This is a genomic window from Ignavibacteria bacterium (genome assembly GCA_016873775.1).
GTDB lineage: Bacteria > Bacteroidota > Ignavibacteria > UBA10030 > F1-140-MAGs086 > JAGXRH01.
In genome coordinates this window covers 1-24,728 of the sequence record VGWC01000034.1, presented here as the reverse complement: position 1 = coordinate 24,728, position 24,728 = coordinate 1, and the positions used below count along the sequence as shown (strand labels likewise).

General features: G+C 38.4%; 22 protein-coding genes and 1 tRNA gene. 3 read left to right on the top strand and 20 right to left on the bottom strand.

Going from position 1 to position 24,728, the window contains the following annotated elements; genetic code table 11:
* From murC to FJ218_06365, 20 genes are all read right to left on the bottom strand, one after another.
* Positions 1-484 (bottom strand): UDP-N-acetylmuramate--L-alanine ligase (gene murC / locus FJ218_06460; protein ID MBM4166541.1); only part of this gene is annotated, 484 nt, incomplete at its 3' end.
* A 58-nt stretch (positions 485-542) separates the two neighbouring features.
* Positions 543-1,469, bottom strand: coding sequence for a T9SS type A sorting domain-containing protein (locus FJ218_06455; protein MBM4166540.1), 927 nt, complete (start codon positions 1,467-1,469; stop codon positions 543-545).
* A gap of 30 nt (positions 1,470-1,499) precedes the next feature.
* Entirely contained in the window at positions 1,500-1,871 is a 372-nt protein-coding gene (locus tag FJ218_06450) for a sulfite exporter TauE/SafE family protein (protein MBM4166539.1), read from the bottom strand.
* A gap of 80 nt (positions 1,872-1,951) precedes the next feature.
* Positions 1,952-2,440: a hypothetical protein gene (locus tag FJ218_06445; protein MBM4166538.1), complete on the bottom strand. Its 489-nt coding sequence runs from the start codon at positions 2,438-2,440 to the stop codon at positions 1,952-1,954.
* A gap of 3 nt (positions 2,441-2,443) precedes the next feature.
* Positions 2,444-3,556, bottom strand: a complete 1,113-nt coding sequence (murG, locus tag FJ218_06440; protein ID MBM4166537.1) for an undecaprenyldiphospho-muramoylpentapeptide beta-N-acetylglucosaminyltransferase — start codon at positions 3,554-3,556, stop codon at positions 2,444-2,446.
* Complete coding sequence (locus FJ218_06435; GenBank protein ID MBM4166536.1) at positions 3,535-4,770, bottom strand: cell division protein FtsW; 1,236 nt, start codon at positions 4,768-4,770, stop codon at positions 3,535-3,537. The genes murG and FJ218_06435 overlap by 22 nt, the downstream gene beginning before the upstream one ends.
* A complete protein-coding gene (locus tag FJ218_06430) occupies positions 4,767-6,134 on the bottom strand; it encodes a UDP-N-acetylmuramoyl-L-alanine--D-glutamate ligase (GenBank protein ID MBM4166535.1) in 1,368 nt (455 codons plus the stop codon). Before FJ218_06430 ends, FJ218_06435 begins: the two co-directional genes overlap by 4 nt.
* The gene (locus FJ218_06425; GenBank protein ID MBM4166534.1) at positions 6,131-7,255 is read right to left on the bottom strand and encodes a phospho-N-acetylmuramoyl-pentapeptide-transferase; all 1,125 of its coding nucleotides are present in this window, start codon (positions 7,253-7,255) and stop codon (positions 6,131-6,133) included. The genes FJ218_06430 and FJ218_06425 overlap by 4 nt, the downstream gene beginning before the upstream one ends.
* Positions 7,256-7,322: 67 nt before the next feature.
* On the bottom strand, positions 7,323-8,696 hold the full coding sequence (locus tag FJ218_06420) for a UDP-N-acetylmuramoyl-tripeptide--D-alanyl-D-alanine ligase (GenBank protein MBM4166533.1): 1,374 nt from the start codon (positions 8,694-8,696) through the stop codon (positions 7,323-7,325).
* Positions 8,697-8,789: 93 nt separating this feature from the next.
* A complete protein-coding gene (locus tag FJ218_06415; protein MBM4166532.1) occupies positions 8,790-10,286 on the bottom strand; it encodes a UDP-N-acetylmuramoyl-L-alanyl-D-glutamate--2,6-diaminopimelate ligase in 1,497 nt (498 codons plus the stop codon).
* Positions 10,286-11,047: a CADD family putative folate metabolism protein gene (locus FJ218_06410; protein MBM4166531.1), complete on the bottom strand. Its 762-nt coding sequence runs from the start codon at positions 11,045-11,047 to the stop codon at positions 10,286-10,288. Before FJ218_06410 ends, FJ218_06415 begins: the two co-directional genes overlap by 1 nt.
* Positions 11,048-11,069: 22 nt before the next feature.
* The gene (locus FJ218_06405) at positions 11,070-11,792 is read right to left on the bottom strand and encodes a hypothetical protein (GenBank protein ID MBM4166530.1); all 723 of its coding nucleotides are present in this window, start codon (positions 11,790-11,792) and stop codon (positions 11,070-11,072) included.
* 11 nt (positions 11,793-11,803) lie between these two features.
* Entirely contained in the window at positions 11,804-13,888 is a 2,085-nt protein-coding gene (locus FJ218_06400; protein ID MBM4166529.1) for a PASTA domain-containing protein, read from the bottom strand.
* A gap of 413 nt (positions 13,889-14,301) precedes the next feature.
* Positions 14,302-15,189, bottom strand: coding sequence for a 16S rRNA (cytosine(1402)-N(4))-methyltransferase RsmH (gene rsmH, locus FJ218_06395; protein ID MBM4166528.1), 888 nt, complete (start codon positions 15,187-15,189; stop codon positions 14,302-14,304).
* 8 nt (positions 15,190-15,197) lie between these two features.
* Complete coding sequence (locus tag FJ218_06390; GenBank protein ID MBM4166527.1) at positions 15,198-15,641, bottom strand: hypothetical protein; 444 nt, start codon at positions 15,639-15,641, stop codon at positions 15,198-15,200.
* A gap of 234 nt (positions 15,642-15,875) precedes the next feature.
* On the bottom strand, positions 15,876-16,523 hold the full coding sequence (locus FJ218_06385) for a YfcE family phosphodiesterase (GenBank protein MBM4166526.1): 648 nt from the start codon (positions 16,521-16,523) through the stop codon (positions 15,876-15,878).
* A gap of 25 nt (positions 16,524-16,548) precedes the next feature.
* Positions 16,549-19,878: a transcription-repair coupling factor gene (gene mfd, locus FJ218_06380; GenBank protein MBM4166525.1), complete on the bottom strand. Its 3,330-nt coding sequence runs from the start codon at positions 19,876-19,878 to the stop codon at positions 16,549-16,551.
* 59 nt (positions 19,879-19,937) lie between these two features.
* Positions 19,938-22,226, bottom strand: a complete 2,289-nt coding sequence (locus FJ218_06375) for a hypothetical protein (GenBank protein ID MBM4166524.1) — start codon at positions 22,224-22,226, stop codon at positions 19,938-19,940.
* A gap of 8 nt (positions 22,227-22,234) precedes the next feature.
* Complete coding sequence (locus tag FJ218_06370; protein ID MBM4166523.1) at positions 22,235-22,720, bottom strand: 6,7-dimethyl-8-ribityllumazine synthase; 486 nt, start codon at positions 22,718-22,720, stop codon at positions 22,235-22,237.
* 156 nt (positions 22,721-22,876) lie between these two features.
* Positions 22,877-22,951, bottom strand: a tRNA-Asp gene (locus tag FJ218_06365).
* 152 nt (positions 22,952-23,103) lie between these two features.
* Between FJ218_06365 and FJ218_06360 the strand changes: the two genes are divergently transcribed.
* From FJ218_06360 to FJ218_06350, 3 genes are all read left to right on the top strand, one after another.
* Positions 23,104-24,258, top strand: coding sequence for an alanine--glyoxylate aminotransferase family protein (locus tag FJ218_06360; protein ID MBM4166522.1), 1,155 nt, complete (start codon positions 23,104-23,106; stop codon positions 24,256-24,258).
* A gap of 77 nt (positions 24,259-24,335) precedes the next feature.
* Complete coding sequence (locus FJ218_06355) at positions 24,336-24,527, top strand: type II toxin-antitoxin system Phd/YefM family antitoxin (protein ID MBM4166521.1); 192 nt, start codon at positions 24,336-24,338, stop codon at positions 24,525-24,527.
* Positions 24,514-24,728: type II toxin-antitoxin system RelE/ParE family toxin (locus tag FJ218_06350; protein ID MBM4166520.1), on the top strand; the 215-nt coding region annotated here is incomplete at its 3' end. The genes FJ218_06355 and FJ218_06350, both read left to right, overlap by 14 nt.

The window sequence follows — 24,728 nt, the reverse complement described above, 5'->3', positions numbered from 1 at the left end:
CGACAACGATAAATTCACCTTTGCCGAGCCGCGCATTTGTTCCGCCAAGTCCGTGCAATCTTCCGCCGACAATAACAGTCGGGTCAAGATTTCCCTCGAGCAACACCAAACTCGTCATCGAAGTCGTCGTTGTTTTTCCGTGTGTTCCTGCGATACCGATTCCATATTTCAAACGCATTACTTCTGCAAGCATTTCCGCACGACGAATTATAGGAATTTTTCTTTGCTGTGCTTCGACAACTTCTTCATTATCCATCGTTACTGCGGATGAATACACAAGCGCATCAACATCATCAACAATATTTTTTGAACTATGCCCTTCAAAAATTTTTGCACCGAGTTGTTGCAATCGCTCCGTAACATCGCTCAACGATTTATCGGAGCCAGAAATTTTGAATCCTTCGTTTAAAAGAATTTCTGCAATGCCGCTCATTCCCGCACCACCGATTCCGACAAAGTGTATTTTTTTTATGGAACTAAACATATTCTATTTCGTCATTGCGAGGAACGAAGTGACGAAGCAATCTTCTGATTTATCAAGTTCATTTTATGATAACCATCTTTTTCACTTTTGAAAAATTTCCTACTTGCAATTTGTAAAAATATAATCCACTTGAATACTGAGAGGCATCAAAATTAATTTCATACAGCCCTTTTGGTCTTGTTTCATCAATCAATGTCGCTAATTCTCTTCCAACCACATCAAATATTTTCAATGACACTGAATTGAAACTATTGAGAGTAAAACGGATAGTCGTCATTGAATTAAACGGATTCGGGTAGTTTTCTAACATTATTCCTTGAAGATTTTCCGCTCGACGCGAAATTTCATTTACTCCTAATACAACATCATAATTTAATAAATCAACCTTGAACGATTCATTAAATAAAGTTGAATGTGCTTCATACCTCATCCAAATAATTCCTATGTTTTTTTTATAGATTGAATTAAAACTTCTGTAATCACTTCCGCAAAATAGAATTCTCATAGTACTATCTTGGCTCGAAACATTTTGGAACCTGTAAATATGGTTTGAATCACAATAACGAAATGGTAAATACCACGAGTATAATCCATTTCCATAAGTAATATATAATTGGTGATTGCCTGTCAATTTTTCATAAAGCGGAAAAATTATTGAATCGTTTACATAATGACTCGTATCAGATACATTTCCATAATATTGGTGATAGCCCTTTACTTTCTTTTTTACGTACCAAATAATACTATCTGTATAGCGAATAGAATCTTCAATTTTATATGAGACAGTATCTGTTTCAATACTTCCTGAACACGGTCCACCAATTCCCTGACAATATTCATCAGAATGGTAAGAAGAATACTGCCAGCTATTATTTATAGACAATGGAAAAACATCCGAAAGTGAATCATTCGTAATTGAAAATGAGTTTTCAACAATAAAAAATAGTGTACCAATTATTACAAGTGCTAATTCTGATTTTCTCATAATTACCTCGTGAATTAAATTCTAAGAAGGTTACTTTCCCAACAACATTTTCAACGAAACTCCGAGAAGAAGTATTCCAAAAATTTTTTTCAACATATCATTCGAAAGCGTAACTGCAAGCGAACTTCCGAAATATGCGCCGAACAAATATCCAAGCGCAAGAACAATTGCAACATTTACATTGATATTTCCGCTGCGATAATATTCCATTACGGCAAGTATTCCCACCGGCGGAAGTAACATTGCAAGTGAAGTTCCTTGCGCCATTTTTTGCGAGAAGCCAAAAAGAAAAACGAGAATCGGAATAACAAACACGCCGCCGCCAACGCCAACAATGCCGCTCGAAAATCCAACGACTATTCCCGTGATGAGAAATAAAATTGTATTGAGATTGAATTCCATAATTTACTTGATTTGAGATTTGAGATGTGGGATTTGAGTCATACTACTCATATCGCAAATCCCAAATCTCAAATCGGTTTCTAAAATTTATTTCCAAATCTTCGTTTCATTTTTCGCGGAACACGTTCTGCGATGCGTTGCATTTCTAACAACAATTCTCTATCGCGTTCATATCTTCCGATTCGAATACGAAATACTCTTCGGCGCGATTTTGTTTTCAGTACAACAACTTGCCTACGACCTGCTGTTCGAACGCTTTTTTCGCGGCTGATATGCATCCATTCTATTTCTGAAATCGAATGAATATGTTCGTGAAATCGTGTCTTAAAAATCAATTGATGTTCCGTAATGAGCAACCGTTTATCTCGCAGCGTATTGAGTCCTAAGGTTACAAACGAGATACAAACGAAAATAATGAAGACATAAAAAATCGGGTCACGAAATACAAATTCGAATTTATCTTCAATAAAACTTCCGCGCACACCAATGTAAATAATCAATGTTACTAAATACACTAATGATTGTTGATAGTAAAAGTCGAGTTTATATTTAAATGTTTGTGCTTCCATTTTTTATGACGCTAATTTCAACACATATTCTGCAATATCTTTCGCTGCATTGGGATTCCCAAGTCGCTTGCAATTCGTTTCCAATTCTTTTCTTCGTAAATCATTGTTCAAGAGTAAGATGATTTTCTCACTCAAATCTGTTGAAACATTTTTATCAAGAATCATTTCTGCGGCATTTTCCTTTACTAACACTTTTGTATTTTCTTCTTGATGATTCGCTGTTGCAAACGGATACGGAACAAGAATCGCTGCTTTTCCGAGTCGCGTTATCTCAGCAATCGTTGTTGCTCCGCTTCGACACAACACCATATCCGCAATTGCATACGCGTAATCCATTCTTTCAATAAAAGCAGAAAGCCACAAATCGTTTTTAGAATATTTAAGACTTATTTTTTGCAACTCTTTCGCTTGATGTTTTCCCGTTTGCCAAATCAATCGAACATTATTTTTTGTAAGTTCATCGAGCAAATTCACAATAGCATTGTTCAATGTTGATGCTCCCAAACTTCCGCCAACGACAAGCAACGTTTTTTTTTCTATACTGGAATCGAAACCAAAATACTTCATTGCTTCTTCCCTATTCACCGTATCAAGTTCTGCACGTGTCGGATTTCCGGTTACGAAAATGTTGTCGCTTCGTTGTAAATAATTATTCGCAACTTTAAAGGTTAGATGAACTTGCGTTGCTCTTTTTGAAAGCAACCGCGTTGTAATTCCCGGATAACTATTCTGCTCGTGAATCACTGTTGGAATATTCAGCAAAGACGCAACAGAGACAACGGGTCCGCAAACATAACCTCCGGTGCCAACAACAACACTTGGACGAAATTTTTTTAAGATAAAAAACGACTGCAACAACGAAACCAAAACTTTTAACGGAAATAACAAATTCGTGAGCGAAAGATTTCGTTGCAATCCGCTAATCCAAATTGTTTGAAAACGAAATTTTCTTTCCGGAACAATACGTGATTCTATTTTATTTTTTGTGCCGACAAACAATATTTCAATCTGAGAATTTTTTTTTTCAATCTCTTCTGCTATAGCAATAGCAGGAAATACGTGACCGCCTGTTCCGCCGCACGCAAATAAAATTCTTATTCGGTTTGCCACGGCGATGGAGTGATTTCACCTATTGTTTCGTTGTTACTTGCACGGTCGTTCAGTTCTCGCTGTCTCGACTGTGATGAAATGTTGAGTAGAATGCCAACAGCAAACGACGATGCAAACATTGACGTTCCTCCGTACGAAATGAACGGAAGCGGCAAACCGGTTAAAAAAAACACGTCAAGGGTAACCGCCATATTAACAAATGTTTGAATGCCGATATTGGCTGTCAAACCAAGCGCAAGAAATTTTGCATAATCGTCAGTTGTTCTTGAAGCAATTGTTATTCCGCTTAATACAACAAACAAAAATGCAAATGCCAGCGATGTTGTTCCCAGAAACCCATATTCTTCGCCAATAATTGCATAAACAAAATCTCCCATCGGTTCCGGTAAAAAAAGATCACGCTGTTTACTTTCACCGGGAGCGACTCCTAGAATTCCGCCGCTGCCAAACGCTATCAGCGATTGACGTATTTGATAATCGCTTTTGGTGTGTTCTATTTTTCTATCAAACTTACTTACGATACGTTGCATCGCATACGGATTAAACGAGAGCCACACGCCGGCAAAAAACAGTAACAAAGCAAATACTATGAATAAATGTGCAAATCGCGCTCGTGCAACGTATAACATTCCACAACTAACAATCAGCATAATTCCGGAAACACTGAAGTGTGGTTCGAGAATTATCAAGCCAATAATAATTGCAACGGGGAAAATTTTTGGTATAAATCCCCACCAAAAATTTCTGATGCTGTATTCGTTTTTTCTCGATAAACTCCACGCAAGATAAATTATCAAAACATATCGCGCAATTTCCGATGGCTGAAAACTTATGAATCCTAACGAGAGAAACCGATTCGTATTGTTTGCACCGTTTCCCCAAACCAATACTATCACGAGTAATACAATTGTTCCAAGCAATAACCACAATGCAATCGGAATTTCTGAACGCGATGTAACATCACGATTTCTATATTTGAAAATATTCTTAGGAAACATACTATACCACTGATAAGGAATGAACATTCCTGCGCATAATGCAAGCAACCCAATTCCTACACGGAGTATTTGACTGTAAAGCAAATCCGTTGTTCCCTGGGGATTGTTTTTCGCCAACGCAATTCCTGCACCAATACTATAAATAACAAGGATACTGAAACCCATCAATACAAGTACGGTAAAAAACAACCATTTATCTATATGGCGAAATGTATATTTCATAAACTCTTGACAAGATTCTTAAAATCGTTTCCCCGTTCTTCAAAATTCAAATACCAATCAAAACTTTTACACGCGGGAGACAGAAGAACAATATCGCCGCGTCGAGATTTCGTTTTCGCTTTCTGTACTGCTTCATTCATTGATAAAACAATTTCAACGTTTACAAATCCAGAAAAGAATTGGAAAATTTTTTCCGCACTTTCACCGATTGCAATAATATCGCGAACATTTTTTTTTATCAACTCAACAACGTTTAAATAATCATTTCCTTTCTCTCTTCCACCGAGAAGAAGAATAATTTTTTGTTCTTTTTCCAATTCGAATGCTTTCAACGCAGGAATCAAAGCATCAACATTCGTTGCTTTGGAATCGTTGTAATATTTCACGCCGTTAAATTCGCGTACAAATTCAATGCGATGTTCAACGCCTTGAAACGTTCCCAATGCTTCCCGAATTGCATCAACAGATACATCGAATACTTGCGCCGCTAATGTTGCTGCCATTGCGTTTTCCGCGTTATGCATTCCGGGAATAACCATATCTTTGCGATTGAGAAACGAAACAGTTTGATTTTTTATCACCGTAGTAATAACATCGTTTTCAAGATATGCGCCCTTGTTCAATTTCATCGAACTACTGAAACCATACGTTTGCGCTTTTGTTTTTTTTGAAAGTGAACTCGTCCACGAATCATCCGCATTGTAAATAAAAATATCACGCGCATTTTGATTCATCGAAATGCGGGCTTTCGATGCAACGTAATTTTCCATTTTGTTTTCGTATCGGTCAAGATGGTCGGGGGTAATGTTTGTAATAATGGAAACGTTCGGATGAAATGTTTCACAAAAATCAAGTTGATAACTGCTTACTTCTAATACAACAATTGAATTCATATTTGTTTGCAACACAAAACCAGAAAACGGATTTCCGATATTTCCACCAACGAATGTTTCCTTTCCAAAATCGGAAAATATCTTTCCAAGTATAGCAGTCGTTGTCGTTTTTCCGTTTGTTCCGGTTACTGCGACGATTGGCGATTCGCAAAACCAACTTGCTAATTCTATTTCACTTACTATTTTTAACCCGCGTTGTTTTGCTTCAACAATCACGCGTGCATCATTTGGAACACCGGGGCTAATCACGAACAACTCACTATCAAAAACTTTTTCCGAATGTGTTCCAACTTCATAATTGACATTCAGAGATTTCAGTTGCGGAAGAAATGCAGAAAGTTTTTCTTCGGAATTCATATCGCTGACGAACAGAATTGCTCCGACATTTTTTAACAACGAAGCGGCGGCATTTCCACTTCGCGCTGCGCCGATTACTGTTACTTTTTTATTGCGCAAATCGTGTTTCACTATCGCAACTTCAACGACACCAAACTAAAAATCATCAACAGAATTGCGATGATATAAAATCGTGTTACAATTTTTTGTTCACTCCACCCAAGCATTTCAAAATGATGATGCAGCGGCGCCATTTTGAAAACTCGTTTTCCTTCACCATATTTTTTTCGCGTATACTTAAAATAGTAACGCTGAATAATCACGGAAACAGTTTCAATAAAAAATATTCCACCGAGAATCGGAAGCAGTAATTCTTGTTTCAACAAAACGCACATCGTTCCAATCGCTCCGCCAAGCGCAAGTGAACCGGTATCTCCCATAAACACTTCTGCCGGATGAGAATTAAACCATAAAAATCCGAGTGATGCTCCAACCAAGGCAGTGCAGTAAATTGTAAGTTCTCCGCTTTCCCGCAAAAACGGAATATTCAAATATTTTGCAACGACTGCATTTCCAGAAACGTAACAAATAATCGCAAGCGTAATTGCTACAATTCCGACTGTGCCCGCCGCAAGTCCATCAAGTCCATCAGTTAAATTTACAGCGTTCGATGTCGCGGTTATAACAAAAATAACGAGCGGAATGTACAGATAACTGAGATCGAGATAAACATTTTTTGCAAACGGTACAATCGTTGATGTTTTCAAATTGCGAATTGTATCATCCAGAAAGTTCGGGAAAAAATAAATCGCTCCGCCAACAATCGAGCCAACAATAATTTGTCCGATAAGTTTATCACGTTCAATCATACCTTTCGGTTTTTTTAAAATCACTTTTAAATAATCGTCAATGAAACCGACTGTTCCAAGAGCAAGCGTTGCAAACAACATCAAAAGCACATAACCGTTTTTCATATCCCCCCACATTAAAACGGGGATAATAGTAGCGCTCAATACAATTATTCCACCCATCGTTGGCGTTCCTGCTTTTTTGCGATGCGTTTCCGGCGCTTCGAGTTTTGCCGCTTCACCGATTTGTTTTTCTTTGAGAACGCGAATGATTTTCGGACCGATAACAAACGCTATGAACAATGCTGTAATCGTTGCAGCTCCAGCGCGAAATGTGATGAAACGAAACACACCGAATCCCGGAGGATGAAATGTATTTTCGAGATATGTGAATAAGTAGTATAGCAAAATAATTTTACATTTTAGATTTTACATTGCATCTATATTCGTCCAAATCGCTATTCACAAATAACATTTAACTAACACCCAATAACGAATTCACGACATCTTCCATTTTCATTCCACGAGAACCTTTGACGAGAACAATGTCGTTTGGTTCAATAGTTTTTTTCAATTCAGAAATCAATTGTTGTTTATCGGAAAAATGTTTAGCAGAAGGAAGTTTTGATTCTTCTGAAATGTGTTCTGAAAATATTCCGAATGTACATAAATGTTCAAATTTCATTTCAGAAATTATTTTTCCGATACGTTTATGTTCTTCTTCGCTCGTTTCTCCGAGCTCAAGCATATCGCCGAGAATGATTATTTTTTTACCGGAAGATTTCATCTGCGACAATGTTTCCAACGAAGCAATTACCGAATCAGGATTTGAATTATATGTGTCATTGATGATTGTGGTTCCGTTCACTTTTTCGATTTGCATTCGCTTATCGTACGCGCGAAAATTCTCCAATGATGATTTTACATACGGAGAAGGAATACCAAAATAATTTCCAACCGTTGCACAAGCGAGAGCGTTCGTTCCGTTATGAATTCCCGGAACTTGTAATTTTAAATTGCGAATTGTGAAATGGGAATTGCTGATAGAAATAGTTGCACAACCATTTTCATCAATGCTTTCAATACTTCCCTTCACGTTTGCGGTTGATGTAAATCCATACGTTTTCTTTTTCTTCAAAATGGAAGAATATTTTTGTATTCCCTCATCATCTTGATTTACAAAACCAAACAGACCATGAGAAAATGCCGTTGTTTCTTCTTTTGCAATATTTTCCAACGAACCAAAAAATTCCAAATGCTCTTTTCCGATATTGGTAACAAGCGAGTGAGTCGGTGCAACAATGTTCAACAAATATTCTATTTCGCCAAGATGATTCGAACCAAGTTCAAGCACAGCAATTTCCGTTTCTTTCCTTATTCCAAACAGCGTTTGCGGAACGCCGATATGATTATTATCGTTTGCTCGCGTTGCGTGAACATCATATTGCGTTTGTAAAACTTGTGTCAGCATTTCTTTTGTAGTCGTTTTCCCGTTGCTTCCGGTTATTACAAGAATCGGAATATCAAATTTCTTTCGCCAAATGTTTGCAAGAATTCCGTACGCTTTTGCCGTATCATCAACGAGAATAATCCCGCGTGATTCGTGATTCGTGATTCGTGATTCATGAAACCATTTTTTTTCAACAACTGCAATTTTATTTCCGTTTGCAAAAACTTGTTCAACAAAAATATGTCCGTCAAATTTTTCTCCTCGCAATGCAAGAAAAATTTGTCCGTCATTAATTATTCGCGAATCAGTACAAACACCAAGAAACGGTTCACGCAAAAATTGTTCGACATTGACCGCTTCAGCATTGGAAATTTTTAGTACATCTTCGATGAACAACATTACATTCTTCTAACAACCTTCAAAGTGTAATACCATGAAAATTGATTTGTAAAAAATACATTGAATGATAAAAACCAAAACCCCGAAAGTTTCTTATATATTTTCTCGAATACATTTTTCCACTTCTTCCCTATCGCTGAAATGTTCTTTCGTTGTTCCAATGATTTGATAGTTCTCGTGACCTTTTCCCGCAATCAACACAACGTCGTTGTTCTTTGCTAACGATAATCCTTTTCGAATTGCTTCACGGCGATTGGTAACTTTCAAACATTCGACAGTATTTTTTATTCCGGCAACAATATCTTCTATAATTTGCTCTGCATTCTCCGTTCGCGGATTATCGGAAGTTACAATCACAATATCGCTCCATTCGCTTGCAACATTCCCCATTCTCGGTCGTTTCGTTTTATCTCTATCACCACCAGCGCCAAAAACCGTAATCACCTTTCCACGCTCATTTTTCGGTATTGCATCATGAATTGCTTTCAAAACATTTTCTAGCGCATCGTGTGTGTGCGCGTAGTCTATAATCGCTGTCCAACCGAATGGAGATTGTATTTTTTCAAATCGCCCGGGAACAGATTTCAAGTTTGCGATTCGAGATGCGAGATATGCGTCTTCAATTCCAAGCGATTTCGCAACGGAGTACGCTGCAAGTAAATTATACACATTGAATTTTCCGACAAACTGCGATGAAAGCGAAGTATTATTCACAGAAAATCTTGTTCTGTTTATTGACAAAGAAATTTCTCTCGCTTGAAAATCTGCTTGTGAATTGATTCCATAAAAAACTTTCTTCGCTTGCGTATTTTCTAACATTCGCTTCCCGTATGCATCATCTGCATTGGAAATTGCAATTGCATTCTTCTTCAAATAATTGAAAAGCATTTGTTTGGCTTGAAAATAATTATCTATGGTCGAATGAAAATCCAAATGGTCTTGCGTTACGTTGGTGAACACGGCGAAATCAAAATCAAGCGCGAACACTCTCTCGAGCGCAAGCGAATGTGAAGAAACTTCCATCACTGTTGAACGGCAACCATTCTTGACCATTTCCGAAAGTAGTTGATGGAGTTCCAAACTTTCCGGCGTTGTGTGCGTTGCTTCGCATTCAGTTTTTCCGTCAAAGTATTTTATTGTGCCGAGCAAACCGACTTTGTTATTTTCAGAAGAAAGCAATTGTTGAAGCATCATCGTCGTTGTTGTTTTTCCGTTGGTTCCGGTTACACCAATGAGTTGCAATTTCTTTGATGGATGGTGATAAAAATTGGCAGAAATTTGCGCTAATGCTTTTCGTGAATTCCCAACAACAACTTTTATAACTCCACTATGCATCGCAAACGAATCGGGAAAAGCATTATCGTCTTCTACTACAACGCACTTTGCTCCGCGATTTACTGCATCGAAAATAAATTTGTGCCCGTCCGCTGCTGTTCCCCGAATAGCAACAAACATTTCATCGCGCACAACTTTTCTCGAGTCATAGCGAATTCCTGCAATCATTACTTCGTGCGTTACGACCATTTTTCCAAACATCGTTTGAAATAATTTGATAACGGAAACATCGTGCAAAAGTTGTGAAAGCAACATTACAATCGCTTGAAACTGTTTTTGTTTGCTTTTCCGTATTCTTCCATAATACCATCAAGAAACTTCCAGAACGCATACGCAGTCGCTTCTGCCGCATACGTAACTTTTGAATAGTTTTCTGCGTTCACATTTTTCGAAATAAGTTCCAATGCGATGGATGAATGACACGTATCTTTTTCTTGTCGAACAGTGAAAAATTTTATTGCGCGTTTTTCAGTTGAATGATAATATTTTTGCAAACCATCCATTTTCAGTTTGAGAATTCCTGGTAACTGCGCTTCGTACGCATACAACGACGCAATCCCTTCGATATACGAACGATTCCTGCAAAAGTTATTCATCTGTTCAAGAAAATATTTCGTTTTTGGCGATGGCTGCGAATGTTCCAATTCATCCCTCGATATGCCAAGCGATTCTGCAAAGCGTGTCCACAATTCGACAAAATGTTCTTTTCCTTTCTCTTCCGCGCGAAGATTATCAAGCAACGCTTGACGCACGCACAATTCCGATGTGTTGGAATGAACTGCGCTCACCATTCGCGGAAACATTTTGACAATGTGATAAAACTGGCAAGAGTACATTTTCAGCGTCTCTTGCGACAAACCTCCACAGTTCCACATTTGAAAAAACGGATGACGCAAAACGTCGTGCCGTTGCAATATAGAACTTATCGTTGAAGAAACGGAAAATGCAGAATCAAAAATTTCCGTTTGCGTTTGAGTAGGATTGACTGTGTATTTCGTAACTATTTTTGTTATCATAAATCTTCATTAAGGAACATTGTTACCAAAATTTATATGTGTACTTTACAACACGTTCCGTTTCTCCCAACGCGTTGAAAATTGTTTCCACTTCGATTCGCTCGGAAGCGTAATTGTATTTATGTTTGCGCAATAGTTTGTTTTCTCCCGAATAATCTATGCGTTCAATCAATTGATGGTTTTTGTTGTACTGATAAACCCAACGGAATTTCCACGTTTTTCCTTCTCGTCCTTTTTCTTCGAGTAATTGTTTTTGAGAATTGTATCTGTATTCTTTTACAGAGTACAACGAACCATCGGGTTTGAATAAATGTTCTTCTATCATCAATCCCACGCTATCATAGATTTTCTGAGAATAAAAACCTGGATTACCTTTGGAATTTATTTCTGCAGTTTTCAATAATGTCCCAAGAGAATCGTAATGATAGACAAGTTTCAAAGAAAATTTATCGTCGCTGAATACTTCATAGTACATCAACACGCCGTTGGAGTCATAGGAATATTTTTTGCGAACACTTCCGCTCTTCTGAACATCCGCCCAAAATCGTTCGATAATTTCTTCTTCAATTCTGCCGCTTTCATTATACGTTTTGATAGTCTTCGAACCGTTCGAAATGAGTTTGCCGTTTTTGTCAATTGTAAATTCCGTTTGCGTTTCTTGTTTTAAGCGTTTATCCTCTTTCGAAATCTTTTGCTGCGAAATACCACAGTACACACAAAGAAAAAGCGAAATGAAAAAAAACATCGTTTTCATCATCAAAATCCCGCAAGTTTTTCTTTGTTACAGATAATTTTAATCGCCGTTCCGGGAACAACGTACGTTCCAGCGTTTGGTAATTGTTCCTTTACAATTCCATAACCATCTACTATACAGCCGATTTTTTTTGAAGAAAGAACAGTCATTGCCTGAAGCACACTCATTCCACGAACATCTGGAACAAATATTCTTCCCAACGTATCCGATAGAATTTCGTTTAGCATTGTTGCTTGCGTATCGCGCTGATGTTGTCCGCGAACTTCAGATAGATTTGATGGAGCCGACATCGAAACGTTCGCTGCAATATTCATTCTTGACGTTCCAAGCAAAGCAGATATTTTTTCGATGATTTCTTTCATTGCTGGCGCAGAAGTTTGCGAAGCATAATATTGCGCACTTTTCACATCATCTATCATTATGAGTGCCGCGTATTGCGGATTATCTGCAGGGAAAAAACCAACAAATATTGTTTGGTATCTACCATTCACATACTTGCGCATAATATTTTTTTTCACTGTTCCTGTTTTTCCCGCAAGTCGAATATCCGTTACTTTTGAATCCTTCGCAGTTCCCGAATCTACAACACCTTCAAGAAATTCTGTCAACACTCTTGCAGTTTCACTTTTCACCGATTTACGAATGCGATGTTTTTTCCCTTCATATAATATCGTTCCATTCGGAGAAACAATTTCTTTGACTGCGTACGGTTGTAACAATTCACCTCCATTTGCAATAGCAGAGTACGCCATTAAGATTTGCAACGGAGTTACGCTCACTTCATAGCCATACGCCATCACGTTCAATGTTGTTTTCGACCAATACACGGGTTTCGAAATTTTTCCTTCAACTTCTCCCGGAATTTCAATTCCGGTTGCGGAGCCGAACCCTAAATTGATTGCTGTTTTGTACAATCGCTCGCATCCAACAATATCAGATATTTTTGCCATTACAATATTGCTTGAAAGTTCAAACGCACGACGAAATGTGAGAGCCGGATATACGTGCGCGTCCGTAATAGGAGTTCTCCGATAAGGAGCAAAATAATACCTGCCTGCAGTAAACATACGCTGAGGGGCAACTAATGCATATTCAATTGCTCCTGCGGAAACAACTATTTTGAAAACTGAACCGGGTTCAAACGTATCCGTAATCGCACGCGGCTTCAGGTCTTTAATCATTGTAGAATCGAACGCATACGGAGAAATAAACGGATACTGCGCCATTGCAAGCACTTCACCTGTTCGTGGATTTACCACAATTCCAAGTCCTCCTTCCGCATTGTGTTTCGTTACTGCATTTTGCAAAACATCTTCAACGACCAACTGAATTCTCGCGTCTATTGTCAATGTCATATCATTTCCCGAAATCGGCAATACTTCTGGATTATCTATGCGCGGCGCAGTCTTAAATTTTCCTACTTTCTGCAACAACACTTCGCCATCAACACCGCGTAACAATGAATCAAACGATGCTTCTAATCCTGAACAACCTTCGTTGCGCATATTCGTCAATCCAATCATTTGCACTCCCATAGAACCATAACGGTAAACGCGGCGCGGAAAATCAATTTCGTACAAATACGGAATTTTCAGTTTTCTTACTCTCGCCGCGTTTTCAGGAGATACATTCGACGCAATAACAGTATATTTTTTTTCGTCCGATAGTTTCACCATCAACTCATTCTTTGGGATATGCAATACGTTATTGATACCGTTGATAATAGAATTTCTATGCTGCACCGATAACCATTTCGGATAGGCAACAAACGAAGAATAATTTACTGTTGATACAACAACATTCCCGTTTCTGTCCAAAATTTTTCCTCGATGCGCATTAATTGTTACCAAACGTTCGTGCAATGATTCTGCTTGCTTTTGATACATTGATGCGTCAAGTATCTGCACTTTTACAAGTCGCGCAACAACTGCAAAAAAAACGACGATAATTATTATTCGCAACCAATACATATCTCTGATAAATCTTTTTGCTGATTGATTTCGATAATCTTGTTCTTCAAATAATTCACTCACATCCGGAGTTAGATGCTTTGATTTTGTGAGAAAAGAATATATTCGTCGCTTCATGGTTCTGCTTCCTTTCGTGCATCAACAAGAATTTCAACAATTGGAGCACGCGAAATCTGTAACCCGAGACGCATAGCATTTTCTGTTATCGGTTCGTAACTTGTGAGACGATTCAAATCTGTAAGCAGTGTTTCTCTTTCATTGAGCATTGTTCTTATTTTTTGTTCTTTCAAAAAATTCGTTTCATACAGATGCATAATCTGAAAATGATTCCAAAGATATATGCCTCCATAGACAATGCACAAACACAAGACAAAAATCAGATTAGAAAACGTGAACCACTTTGATAATTCCTGTTTTTTCTTCCGCAACATCAAAGACGATGTCGAAAAATTATTCGAATTTCTCGGGTTTCGTTGCATAAAATTTTCTCCTCGTAATGTAAAACTTTCTACAACCATTGTTTTTTTTTATTATATTTTTTCCGCTACGCGAAGTTTTGCACTTCTTGCGCGCGAGTTATTACTGATTTCTTCCATTGTTGGAACTAGAGGTTTTTTGGTAAGAATTGTTACGTCTCGAAAACTATCTCTCATATGTTTTAGAAAACATTGTTTTACGATTCTATCTTCCCCTGAATGATAGGAAATAACAACGATTCTTCCCGACGGCAAAAGCAAGCGTATCGCTTGTTCCAAACACAATAACAAATTCTCCAATTCGTTATTGACTTCAATTCGTATTGCTTGAAAAATTCTCGCAAGCGATTTCACAAGAAATTTTCCGACAACACATTCTTGAACGATTTCTTTCAACTGCGTTGTTGTTTCAATTTTTTTATTCCCACGCTGCGCAACGATTCTCTTTGCAATTTTTCTTGAATATCGTTCTTCGCCATACTTCCAGAAAATTTCTGAAAGCAATTCTTCGGAATATTCATTTACAACAATTTCTCCTGTTAATTCCTGCGTTCGATTCATTCTGAAATCAAGTTGCGCATCTCCTCGAAAACTGAACCCACGCTGAACATCATCGAACTGATGCGAAGAAACACCGGCGTCAATAAGACATCCGTGAATATTCTGAAAATTATACCTCTGCAATGCGTTTTGAATATTCACAAAATTTTCTTGTAATAATAATTTGTTTTCAAATTGTACTAATCTCTTCTCTGCCGTTTGCAATGCATCTCCATCAACATCAAATCCTATTAACATTCCTTCACGCGAAATTCGATTCAGAATTTCTTCCGCGTGTCCGCCACCGCCTATCGTTGCATCCACATAAACACCATTGGTATCCGTAATCAAAAAATCAAGCGCAATTTCTTTCAGCACCGGTTGATGAAATTTTCTTTCCACGTGCGGCGCTATTGGAAAGATAGTTTCTTTTTCGAAAGCAATTTTTTCTTCGCTTGTGCAATATATTTTTCGTACACATTCGGATTCCAAATCGCAAGTTTATTTCCTAATCCCACAAATCGCACTTCATTTTTTATCTGCGCATACTTCAGCACTTCTTTCGAGAGCATAATGTAATTGTGAGTACTTATTTCGCAGTACTCAATGGCATCTCCCGTTGTCATTGCTTTATCAAATTCCAATTCGTTTTCTTCAATGTCGTAATTGTTCAAACGCTCGTGTTCCTTTTGAAATGCACTGAATGCATAGAGCAATAAACACGGTTGAAAACGCGATTGTTTTACAACAAATTCCGTTTCCGTATTGTTCAAATATTTTTGCATTCGCAATGGAATCTTGATTCTTCCTTTTGCATCAACAGAATAAATTTCTTTTCCGTAAACTGCTGCCATAAAAAAAACAAAACATCGTCAATAAATTCACAAAGACACACAAAACAACATTTTTCTACATTTTTGTGGCGAAAAAATACTACAACGATTTTTGATTTCCAAATACTTTTACAACTATTTTTAAAATTAATTTCGTGATTTTTTTCTTGAAGTGGTTTTATTTTCTTAATGAAGATGTTTTCACAATGCACAAAAACATCGTTCGAAAGGAAGGAAGAAGAAGCGTAAACGTAATTATACTTCTTTATTTTCGACGGAGATTATTTTTCCAAATGTAATGACACCATAATATTTATTTGTTTTTCCGCAGTTTAAAATTATTGTGTTCCCAATCTTATCGTTACCGCGCGCTTCGTGAATATGTCCGCAGATGCAGAGCGTTGGCTGAAATTCGTCAATAAATTTCCGTACGCTTGTACTTCCCGCGTGAAGTCCGTTCGATAATTTATCAACATTTGTATGATACGGCGGCGCATGGGAAACAAATATTTTCACTTCGCATTGTTCTATCATTCGATATCCGAGTTCCGCTCGTCGAAAAATTTCTTCTTCCGAAATTTCATACAGCGTGTGCATCGGAGAAAACGGAGAACCGCTGACTCCAAAAAAACCAATGTTTTCCACTATCCTCCCGAAAGAGTTAATGCCGATTTTTTCTTCATTCAGTAATTCATCCGTCCAAGAGTAATCTGTATTCCCGCTTATTGCAACAATGTTGTTTGTCGTTCGCGCAAAGGTGGCAATTGCGCTTCGAAGTTCTTTCACACTTCCCATCGTCGAAATATCTCCAGCAAGAACAAGAATATCGGGACGTTCTTTTTCGATGATGGAACGCGCAACAGAATACGAACCGTGAATATCAGAGAGTGCAAGAATTTTCATACGAATTTGTACAACAAATATTTATCTATGCTTTTATGAGTGATAATACAAAATTTTTTGCATTCATTATTTTTTGCACGTTATCTTCTGAACATTTCATTTGTGTTTCCAGTCGTAAATTATTTTCCGACTGATATAATTTTATTTTGTTGTTTCGCGATACGTTGTGCAAAATCGTTTGAAAAATTTCTCCATTGTAAAAACTCGTATCACTTTGTTCCGGAAATTCAAGAACTAAAACGCAATTCTCTACATCAATTTTCGTTATACCTACCGTCGCCGCTACTAATCGTAATTCAATCAATGTAAATAAATTATTGACTTCGTGCGGAAACGAACCGAAACGATCTTCAAGTTCTTCGTGAATAGTTTGCAATTCAGATTCTTTTTTAACGTTAGCAAGACGACGATATACATCAAAACGTTCTGCATCACTTTCAATATAATGTTTCGGAATAACCGTTTCCATATCTGTTTCGATGATAACATCTTTTCGTTTCTCCGATAATTGCACTTTGTTTTGAAACAAATCGCTAAACTCCGCTTGTTGCAATTCGGAAACGGCTTCCTGCAAAATCTGTTGGTACATTTCAAATCCCATTTCAACAATGAATCCGCTTTGTTCTGCGCCAAGCATATTTCCCGCTCCGCGAATTTCAAAATCGCGCATCGCTAAATGAAAACCGCTCCCCAATTCGGTAAATTCGTGTAATGATTGTAAACGGCGCAACGTTGCTTTCGGAAGTAGTGAAAGCGGCGGCGTGATCAAATATGCGTATGCCTGAACATGGGAACGTCCAACTCTTCCGCGAATCTGATATAATTCTGCCATACCAAAATGATGCGCGCGATTGATGATGATAGTATTGACATTCGGAATATCAAGTCCAGATTCAATAATTTTCGTACAGACAAGCACATCAAATTTTTTTTCCCAGAAATCAATCATAGTTCTTTCAAGTTCGTGCCCTTCCATTTGTCCGTGCGCAATTCCAAAACGGGCTTCGGGAACATATTCGCGCAATCTCGCAATAATGGTTTCCATATCGTTCACGTGGTCATTCACAAAATAGATTTGCCCTCCGCGATGAAGTTCATTAACAATTGCATCGCGGATTATCGTTCGGTCAAATTGACATATCGAAGTAATAACCGGAAGACGGTTTTTCGGCGGTGTTTCCAACAACGATAAGTCGCGAACTCCTAACAACGAGAATTGTAGCGTTCGCGGAATTGGGGTTGCCGTAAGCGTTAACGTATCAACATTTTCTTTTCGTTGTCTCAATTTTTCTTTGGCGGAAACGCCAAAACGATGTTCCTCATCAATGATCAATAAACCAACGTCGCGAAATTTGACATCGTCGGAAAGGAGACGATGCGTTCCGATAAGTACATCAATTTTTCCTTCTTTTCCTTCTTCTAAAATCTTCTTTTGTTCTTTTGAAGTTTTAAATCGTGTAATATTTTCAACCCGCACAGCGTATTTTTGCAACCGGTCGTCAAACGTTCGAGAATGTTGTAGAGCAAGTATTGTTGTCGGAACAAGCACGGCAACTTGTTTTTTATCCATTACCGCTTTAAATGCAGCACGAATAGCAACTTCAGTTTTTCCGAAACCGACGTCTCCGCAAATCAATCGGTCCATCGGAACGGACGATTCCATATCTTTTTTTATTTCGATGGTCGTGCGTAATTGGTCGGGAGTATCTTCGTACATAAAAGATGCTTCCAATTCTTTTTGATATGTTGTGTCGGAAGAAAAAGCGAATCCTTGTTTCAGTGTTCGCTTTGCGTACAATTGAATCAATTCACGCGCGATGTCTTTGATTCGTTTTTTTGCACGCGATTTTATGTTTTCCCATTCGCGCCCGCCAAGTTTCGTCAATGCAGGCGTATGTCCATCCTTCGACGAATATTTTTGGATACGACTTAAATAATTGATGTTCACGTAAAGAGCATCGTCGTCTCTGTATAATATTTTTGCTACTTCTTGCGTTCCTCGGGATGTAGAAATTTTTTGTAAGCCCGCAAATTTGCCAACGCCGTAATCAACGTGCGTTACAAAATCTCCACGTTTCAGTTGTAGTAATTCTCGCGGCAACATTCCACGAAACTTCGTTCGTGTAATTCGCTCATTCCGTTTCAGTCTTCCGAAAATTTCGTGTTCGGTGTATAACACAAGTTTTGCGGACGGAAAAACAAATCCGGAATGAACACTTTCGCTGAGAAATTCAACTTTTGAAAATACAGAAACGAATTGCTCTTTTTCAACATCTTCGTTTTCTTCATCAACAATGCTCAATAATTCTTCCAATCGTTTTTTCTCTTGTGTTGAAGAAGATACAAGAAATATTTTATATGATTCCTGCGCCTTCTCTCGTAGATTGCGAATCAATTCTTTGAGCGAACTGTTGAACGATGGCTGCGTTGTTGAATGAAAATTGATGCCGCGTTGAATCTCCGATGAAGTTATTTGGGAGAAATGAACATTCGGAAAGTACACGAAATCTTCTTTCAGTTCGCTCCATGAAAAAAAATCGCGTTCATTCGTCGAGTATTGTTCTTCTACTTCTTTTTGTATAAACGTTGGTTCCTCAAAAACAAGAATGCTGCTTGTTTGAAGATAATCGAAAAAGGAAGACGTACATAATGTTTGTTCGGTTGAAGTTTGCAACACATTCGGAACAAGAATGACGCTTTTCATTTCCTTGATTGAACGTTGCGAAAGGATATCGAATTCGCGCATCGAAATAACTTCGTCGCCAAAAAATTCGATTCGAATAGGCGCAGAACCAGCATACGAAAACACATCTACAATTCCTCCACGCACAGAATATTCTCCATAATCGGAAACGAAATCCACTGTATCAAAATTCCATTGCTGAAGTTTTTTCGTCAACGATTCAAACGAATATTCTTCATTGACGTTCAATTCAATCTTATTCTGCGAAACGGAATTGGGAGAAGGAAGTTTTGTTGCAAGCGCGCGGGGATGAGTAATAACAATAAGTGGTGTTTTTTGTTGAAGTCGTCGCAGTGATTCAATATGATGTTCCGCTGCATCAAGCAATATGGAATCGTGATAACGGGGAATTTCGGAGACGATGACGACATTTTCTTTTCCCGAAAGAAGCGAACAATCATCAAATATTTGTTGTGCTTTCGCTTGGTCGGATGCAACAACGAAAACGTGCGTCGGTTGTTCGAGAAAAATTTTGGAAATGGCAAACGAAATCTGTGAGCCGGCAGAGTTATGTACGACAAGAGTATTTCCTTCTTTCAACAACGCGAGGTGTGCAAGAAGTTGTTGAAATTGCTGTGAACGAAAAATGATGTCTTGAACTTTGCGAAGCAATTTCGTGTGTCATATATCGTTTCGCCGTTTCCTATTTTTGCGAAACAGAATAATAGAATTTATTTTCTTACAACAGCAACTTTCCCAACTCCAACGTGTTTCCCTTGCTCATCGGATGCGACAATAAAGTAAATTCCTGATGCAACAAGTTTTCCGTTCTTATCTTTTCCGTCCCAAACAGCAATACCTGCGCCGGGATTATTCTTAGAATTTATTTCTTCATCCAAAACCAACGTTCCGTCAACAGAAAGAATCTTGATTTTAGAATTTGTAATGAGTCTTCCTATTTCCAAAGGAGTTGAAGATGGAATAAGAAACGGATTCGGTGAAAACGTAAGTTCACTATATGTATTTTGGGGAACAACTGCAAAAGTGCGCAAACTTGATAGACCATAGTTCGTACCAAAGTATATCGTACCAGATTTTCCATCAAGCGCAAGCGAAAGTACTTCATTGGATACAAGTTTTCCATCGGTATTTTCTACGGTAAAGCGATTGAGAATGGATGTGCCGTCGCTGTTCAGGTAATATATGCCTTGCGGCGTTGCAACCCATTTATTATTCAACGCATCAACGACAATAGCAGTAATTTTCACGCCGCTCAACGGCGTGTAAAACGTAATACTGCGTTTCGGGTCGCTTGCGTTAGAAATTATATTGATACCGATTTCTGTTCCTACCCAAATATCTCCATATTTATCTGAAGCAACGCTGGTAATGGAGTTGCTCAATAACCCATCATTTGTTGTAACTGTTCCCCATCCATTGGAGCCGATGCCTTGAATAGATATTTTTGGATTGATAAAAAACAAACCTTCATCTTGCGGCAATACTATTTCCGTCATATTCAAATTGCAAAACCAGATAGTTCCATTATCATCAATGGAAATATCCGTGAACTTATGACATTTGTTATCATACAAATTGAGAGTACGAACAATTTGATTCTTATAGAAAGCAACAAGTATTTTTTCTCCGTTCAATGTATCAACTTTCGGTGTACGGAATGCAACCCACGTTGTATCGTATCTATCCGTAACTGCGCCAATCGGGAGCGAAAATTCCGGAGGAACAAACGGCTGACAACTTGTTTGGTGATTCGTTGTCATCGGTAAACCGCTCACGCTGTTAAAATTTCCTTGCAACGAACCATCGGAGTTGATAATGGAAAGTCCTCCTCCCCAATAACTCACCCAAGCAGTTCTGTTCACACTTACATTCACGCGATATGCTCCGGAAACAGGTATATAATCGAATTTTTTCCATACGAAACCATCAAACCGTTGCACGCCTTCTATTGCTACAGAATTTGTTGCAGACCAAATCGTTCCGGTATTATCAATTGCTACGCTGAGAAAATGGTTGGAGTATGGACCATCGGGAAAATATGAATTCCACAATGTTCCGTCTCGAAGAAGAATTCCATTTGCTTTCGTGCCAATAATTATTTGTTTTGCATTTGTTTCAGCAGAAATTCCTTCAATGGAGCCGAACGAAGATAAAATGGATATTGTATTCAATGATTCAATTCTATAAATCGAATGTTGGCTTAATGCAAATACGGTATCTGCAATCGTGAAAAATTGTTGAAATGAAATACCTGTAGATATCGAAATGGTATTCCAAGCAACCCCGTCAAAAAAAGCGATACCATTGTCTGTTGCCGCTATAATTGTTGAATTCAATAAAGATAATGAACGAACAACATTCGATGGTAACCCATGTGCAACTTTGTACGTTTGCCATTCCGATGGTGAAATAAGATTGATGCCGTTTGCGTTTGCTATTGCAATTCCGTTGTTTGTAGCAACAACTACTTTTCCGTTTGCATACAACATATCATTTGCTGTTCCCGAAATTTTGCTCGAACCGGTTCCAAAATTTACATACGTATCAATAAAACGGAATTGAGAGAGCGAAAATAAACTTGCACCGATTTCTGAAGCAATAATCAGTGTGTCACCAAAAATTTGAAACCGGTGAATAGAGAGATTTGCAAGTTGCGATTCTTTTAACGAATAATCAAAACGCCATTGTTTGGTTGCAGGAGAATACCGTTGAATTACTCCATCGTTTGAGCCAAAATACACATTGCCGTTGTTATCAACCGCAACTGCATTGAGTACATTCGAGCGTAACCCTTCCGAAGTTGTAAGTTCAAAAAATGAAGAATCGGAAAGCCGAAATGCAAATGCTCCCCCGGAAGTCGCCGCCCAAATTGTTCCTTGAAGAAACGCAAGATCTCGAACCTCGCGTTTCGATGTGTACGTTTTCCATTCTCCAATAATTGCAAATGCATTGCAAATAAAAAAGAAAAACAGTGAAAGTAAAACTACTGTGCGTTTCACAGCGAAAATTATTTCGTACGTGTTCGTTTTTTCGGAATATGCTGAAATAAATTTGCCATTTCAATTGCAGAGAGCGCCGCGTCCCATCCTTTGTTTCCGCTTTTCCCCCCAGCACGGTCAAACGCTTGTTCCATTGTTTCCGTCGTCAAAACTCCAAACACAACCGGAATCTCACTATCTTCTGCAAGGTCAACAATTCCTGTAGTAGTAGCAGAAGCGACATAATCGAAATGCGGTGTTTCACCTCGCACAATACAACCAAGGCAGATAATCGCATCAAATTCTTCAGACGCAACTAATCGTGCGGCAACTTGGGAGATTTCAAATGCCCCGGGACATCGTGCAACAGAAATATTTTTCTCTTTGACACCGTGACGCAACAAACAATCTATCGCACCAGTAAGCAGTTTTTCCGTAACCAAACTATTAAAACGGCTCAACACTATTCCGAAAGAAAATTCTTGAGCAGATAATGCACCTTCAAATGTATTCATACTTTAAATTGAGTTGTTAAAAATGCGGGAGAAAGATACAGAAAAATGATTGGAGAATTACGAAAGCTGCTCTACTCTATTTCAAACATAGCGCATCCAAACGAAAGACAACTTGCACCAATAAAAAAATCCCAGCGTTCTTGCTGGGATTGAATGCGGGGCCGACGAGACTCGAACTCGCGACCCCCTGCGTGACAGGCAGGTGCTCTAACCAAACTGAGCTACGACCCCGAATTTTTCGGCACAAATATACTTGATAGGATAAGATTAGAAAAGTATTTCTAAAAATATTTTCGAGAGCAGTTAACTATCCACTTACTTCTTCTCTATTTTCGTTTTTCAATATATTCTCCTAAAAAATGTAATAACATAATTTCATTTCTATGTTTAAATTCCGATTATTCACTCCCGGTCCAACTCCCGTTCCAGAAATTGTGCAACTCGAAATGGCGAAACCGATGATTCACCATCGCCACGTCGAGTTTGCAGAAATTTTTCAACGCACGAATGAAAACCTGAAATACGTTTTCCAAACTACACAAATGGTGTGGACGATGACGAGTTCTGGCACAGGTGTTTTAGAAACTGCTGTCGTAAATTTATTTTCTGCTGGCGAAGAAATTATTGTTGTGAACGCGGGAAAGTTCGGCGAACGTTGGGGAAAAATGTGTAAAGTGTATGGGCTGAACGTGCACGAAATAAAAATCCCTTGGGGCGAATCAGTGCAACCGGACGATTTGAAAAAAGCGTTGAAAGAATTTCCTAAAGCAAAAGCAGTATTGCTAACACACAACGAAACTTCAACCGGAACATCCATCAATTTAAAAGAACTCGCCGCAACAGTTCGCAATAATTCCAATGCGCTTGTGTGTGTTGACGGAATTTCATCCATCGGCGCGCTTGAAATGCGAATGGACGAATGGGGAATTGATTGCGCGTTGAGTGGTTCGCAAAAAGGATTTATGGTGCCGCCGGGGCTTGCATTTATTGCCGTGAGTGAACGCGCGTGGAAATTCGTCGAAACAGCTACACTTCCGCGCTTTTATTTTGATTTGCGAAAATGCGTGAAAGCATACAAGGACAACGAAACGCCGTGGACTCCCGCCGTTACAATTTTTATTGGACTCGACAAAGCGCTTCAAATGATGAAAGCGGAAGGAATGGAAAATGTTTGGAAGCGACACACGCGGCTTGCAACTGCTGTTCGCACAGGATGTAACGCAATCGGTTTGCAATTCTTTTCGAAATCTCCTTCCAACTCGATGACTGCGGCGTGGGTTCCGGAAGAAATTCGTAACGATGAAACGCGCAATAAAAAATTTAACAGCACATTGAAAAAAACGTTTGGTATTACTGTCGCTGGTGGACAAGATGAACTGAAAGGAAAAATTTTTCGCATCTCGCACCTCGGCTATTATGATGAGTTCGATATTTTAAGTTGCATCGCCGCGATTGAACGTTCACTTTCTGAAGTTGGTTTTGCATTTGAAATCGGATGCGGAGTGAGTGCGGCGCATAAATCGTTTATGGAAAAGTAAATGTAAGCCACGAATTTCACGAATTGACACGAAGAAAATAATTTAGTAACTTCTCCTAAACAAAAACATAAAACTTTATGAATACACAGAACCAAGAATTTGTCATTGATGCGAAAGGAAAGAAGAAAGCAGTTCTTTTTCCTATCGAACAATACGAACAACTCCTCGAAGACTTACATGACCTTGCAATCGTTGCAGAGCGGCGTGATGAAAAGCCCGTCAGTTTTGAGGAAATGAAAAAGCGTTTAAAAAAACGTGGACGTATATAATATTGATTTCAAACCGTCGGTTGAAAAGGATTTGGATAAACTTCCTAATTCAATACTGAAAAGAGTTTGGAAGCATTTCGAGAAATTGAAAACAAATCCATTTCCCGTTGGTTCGCTTAAACTCTCTGCGGCAGAAAAATTTTATCGCATTCGCATTGGAGATTACCGCATCGTGTATGATGTAAATACCATTTCAAATAT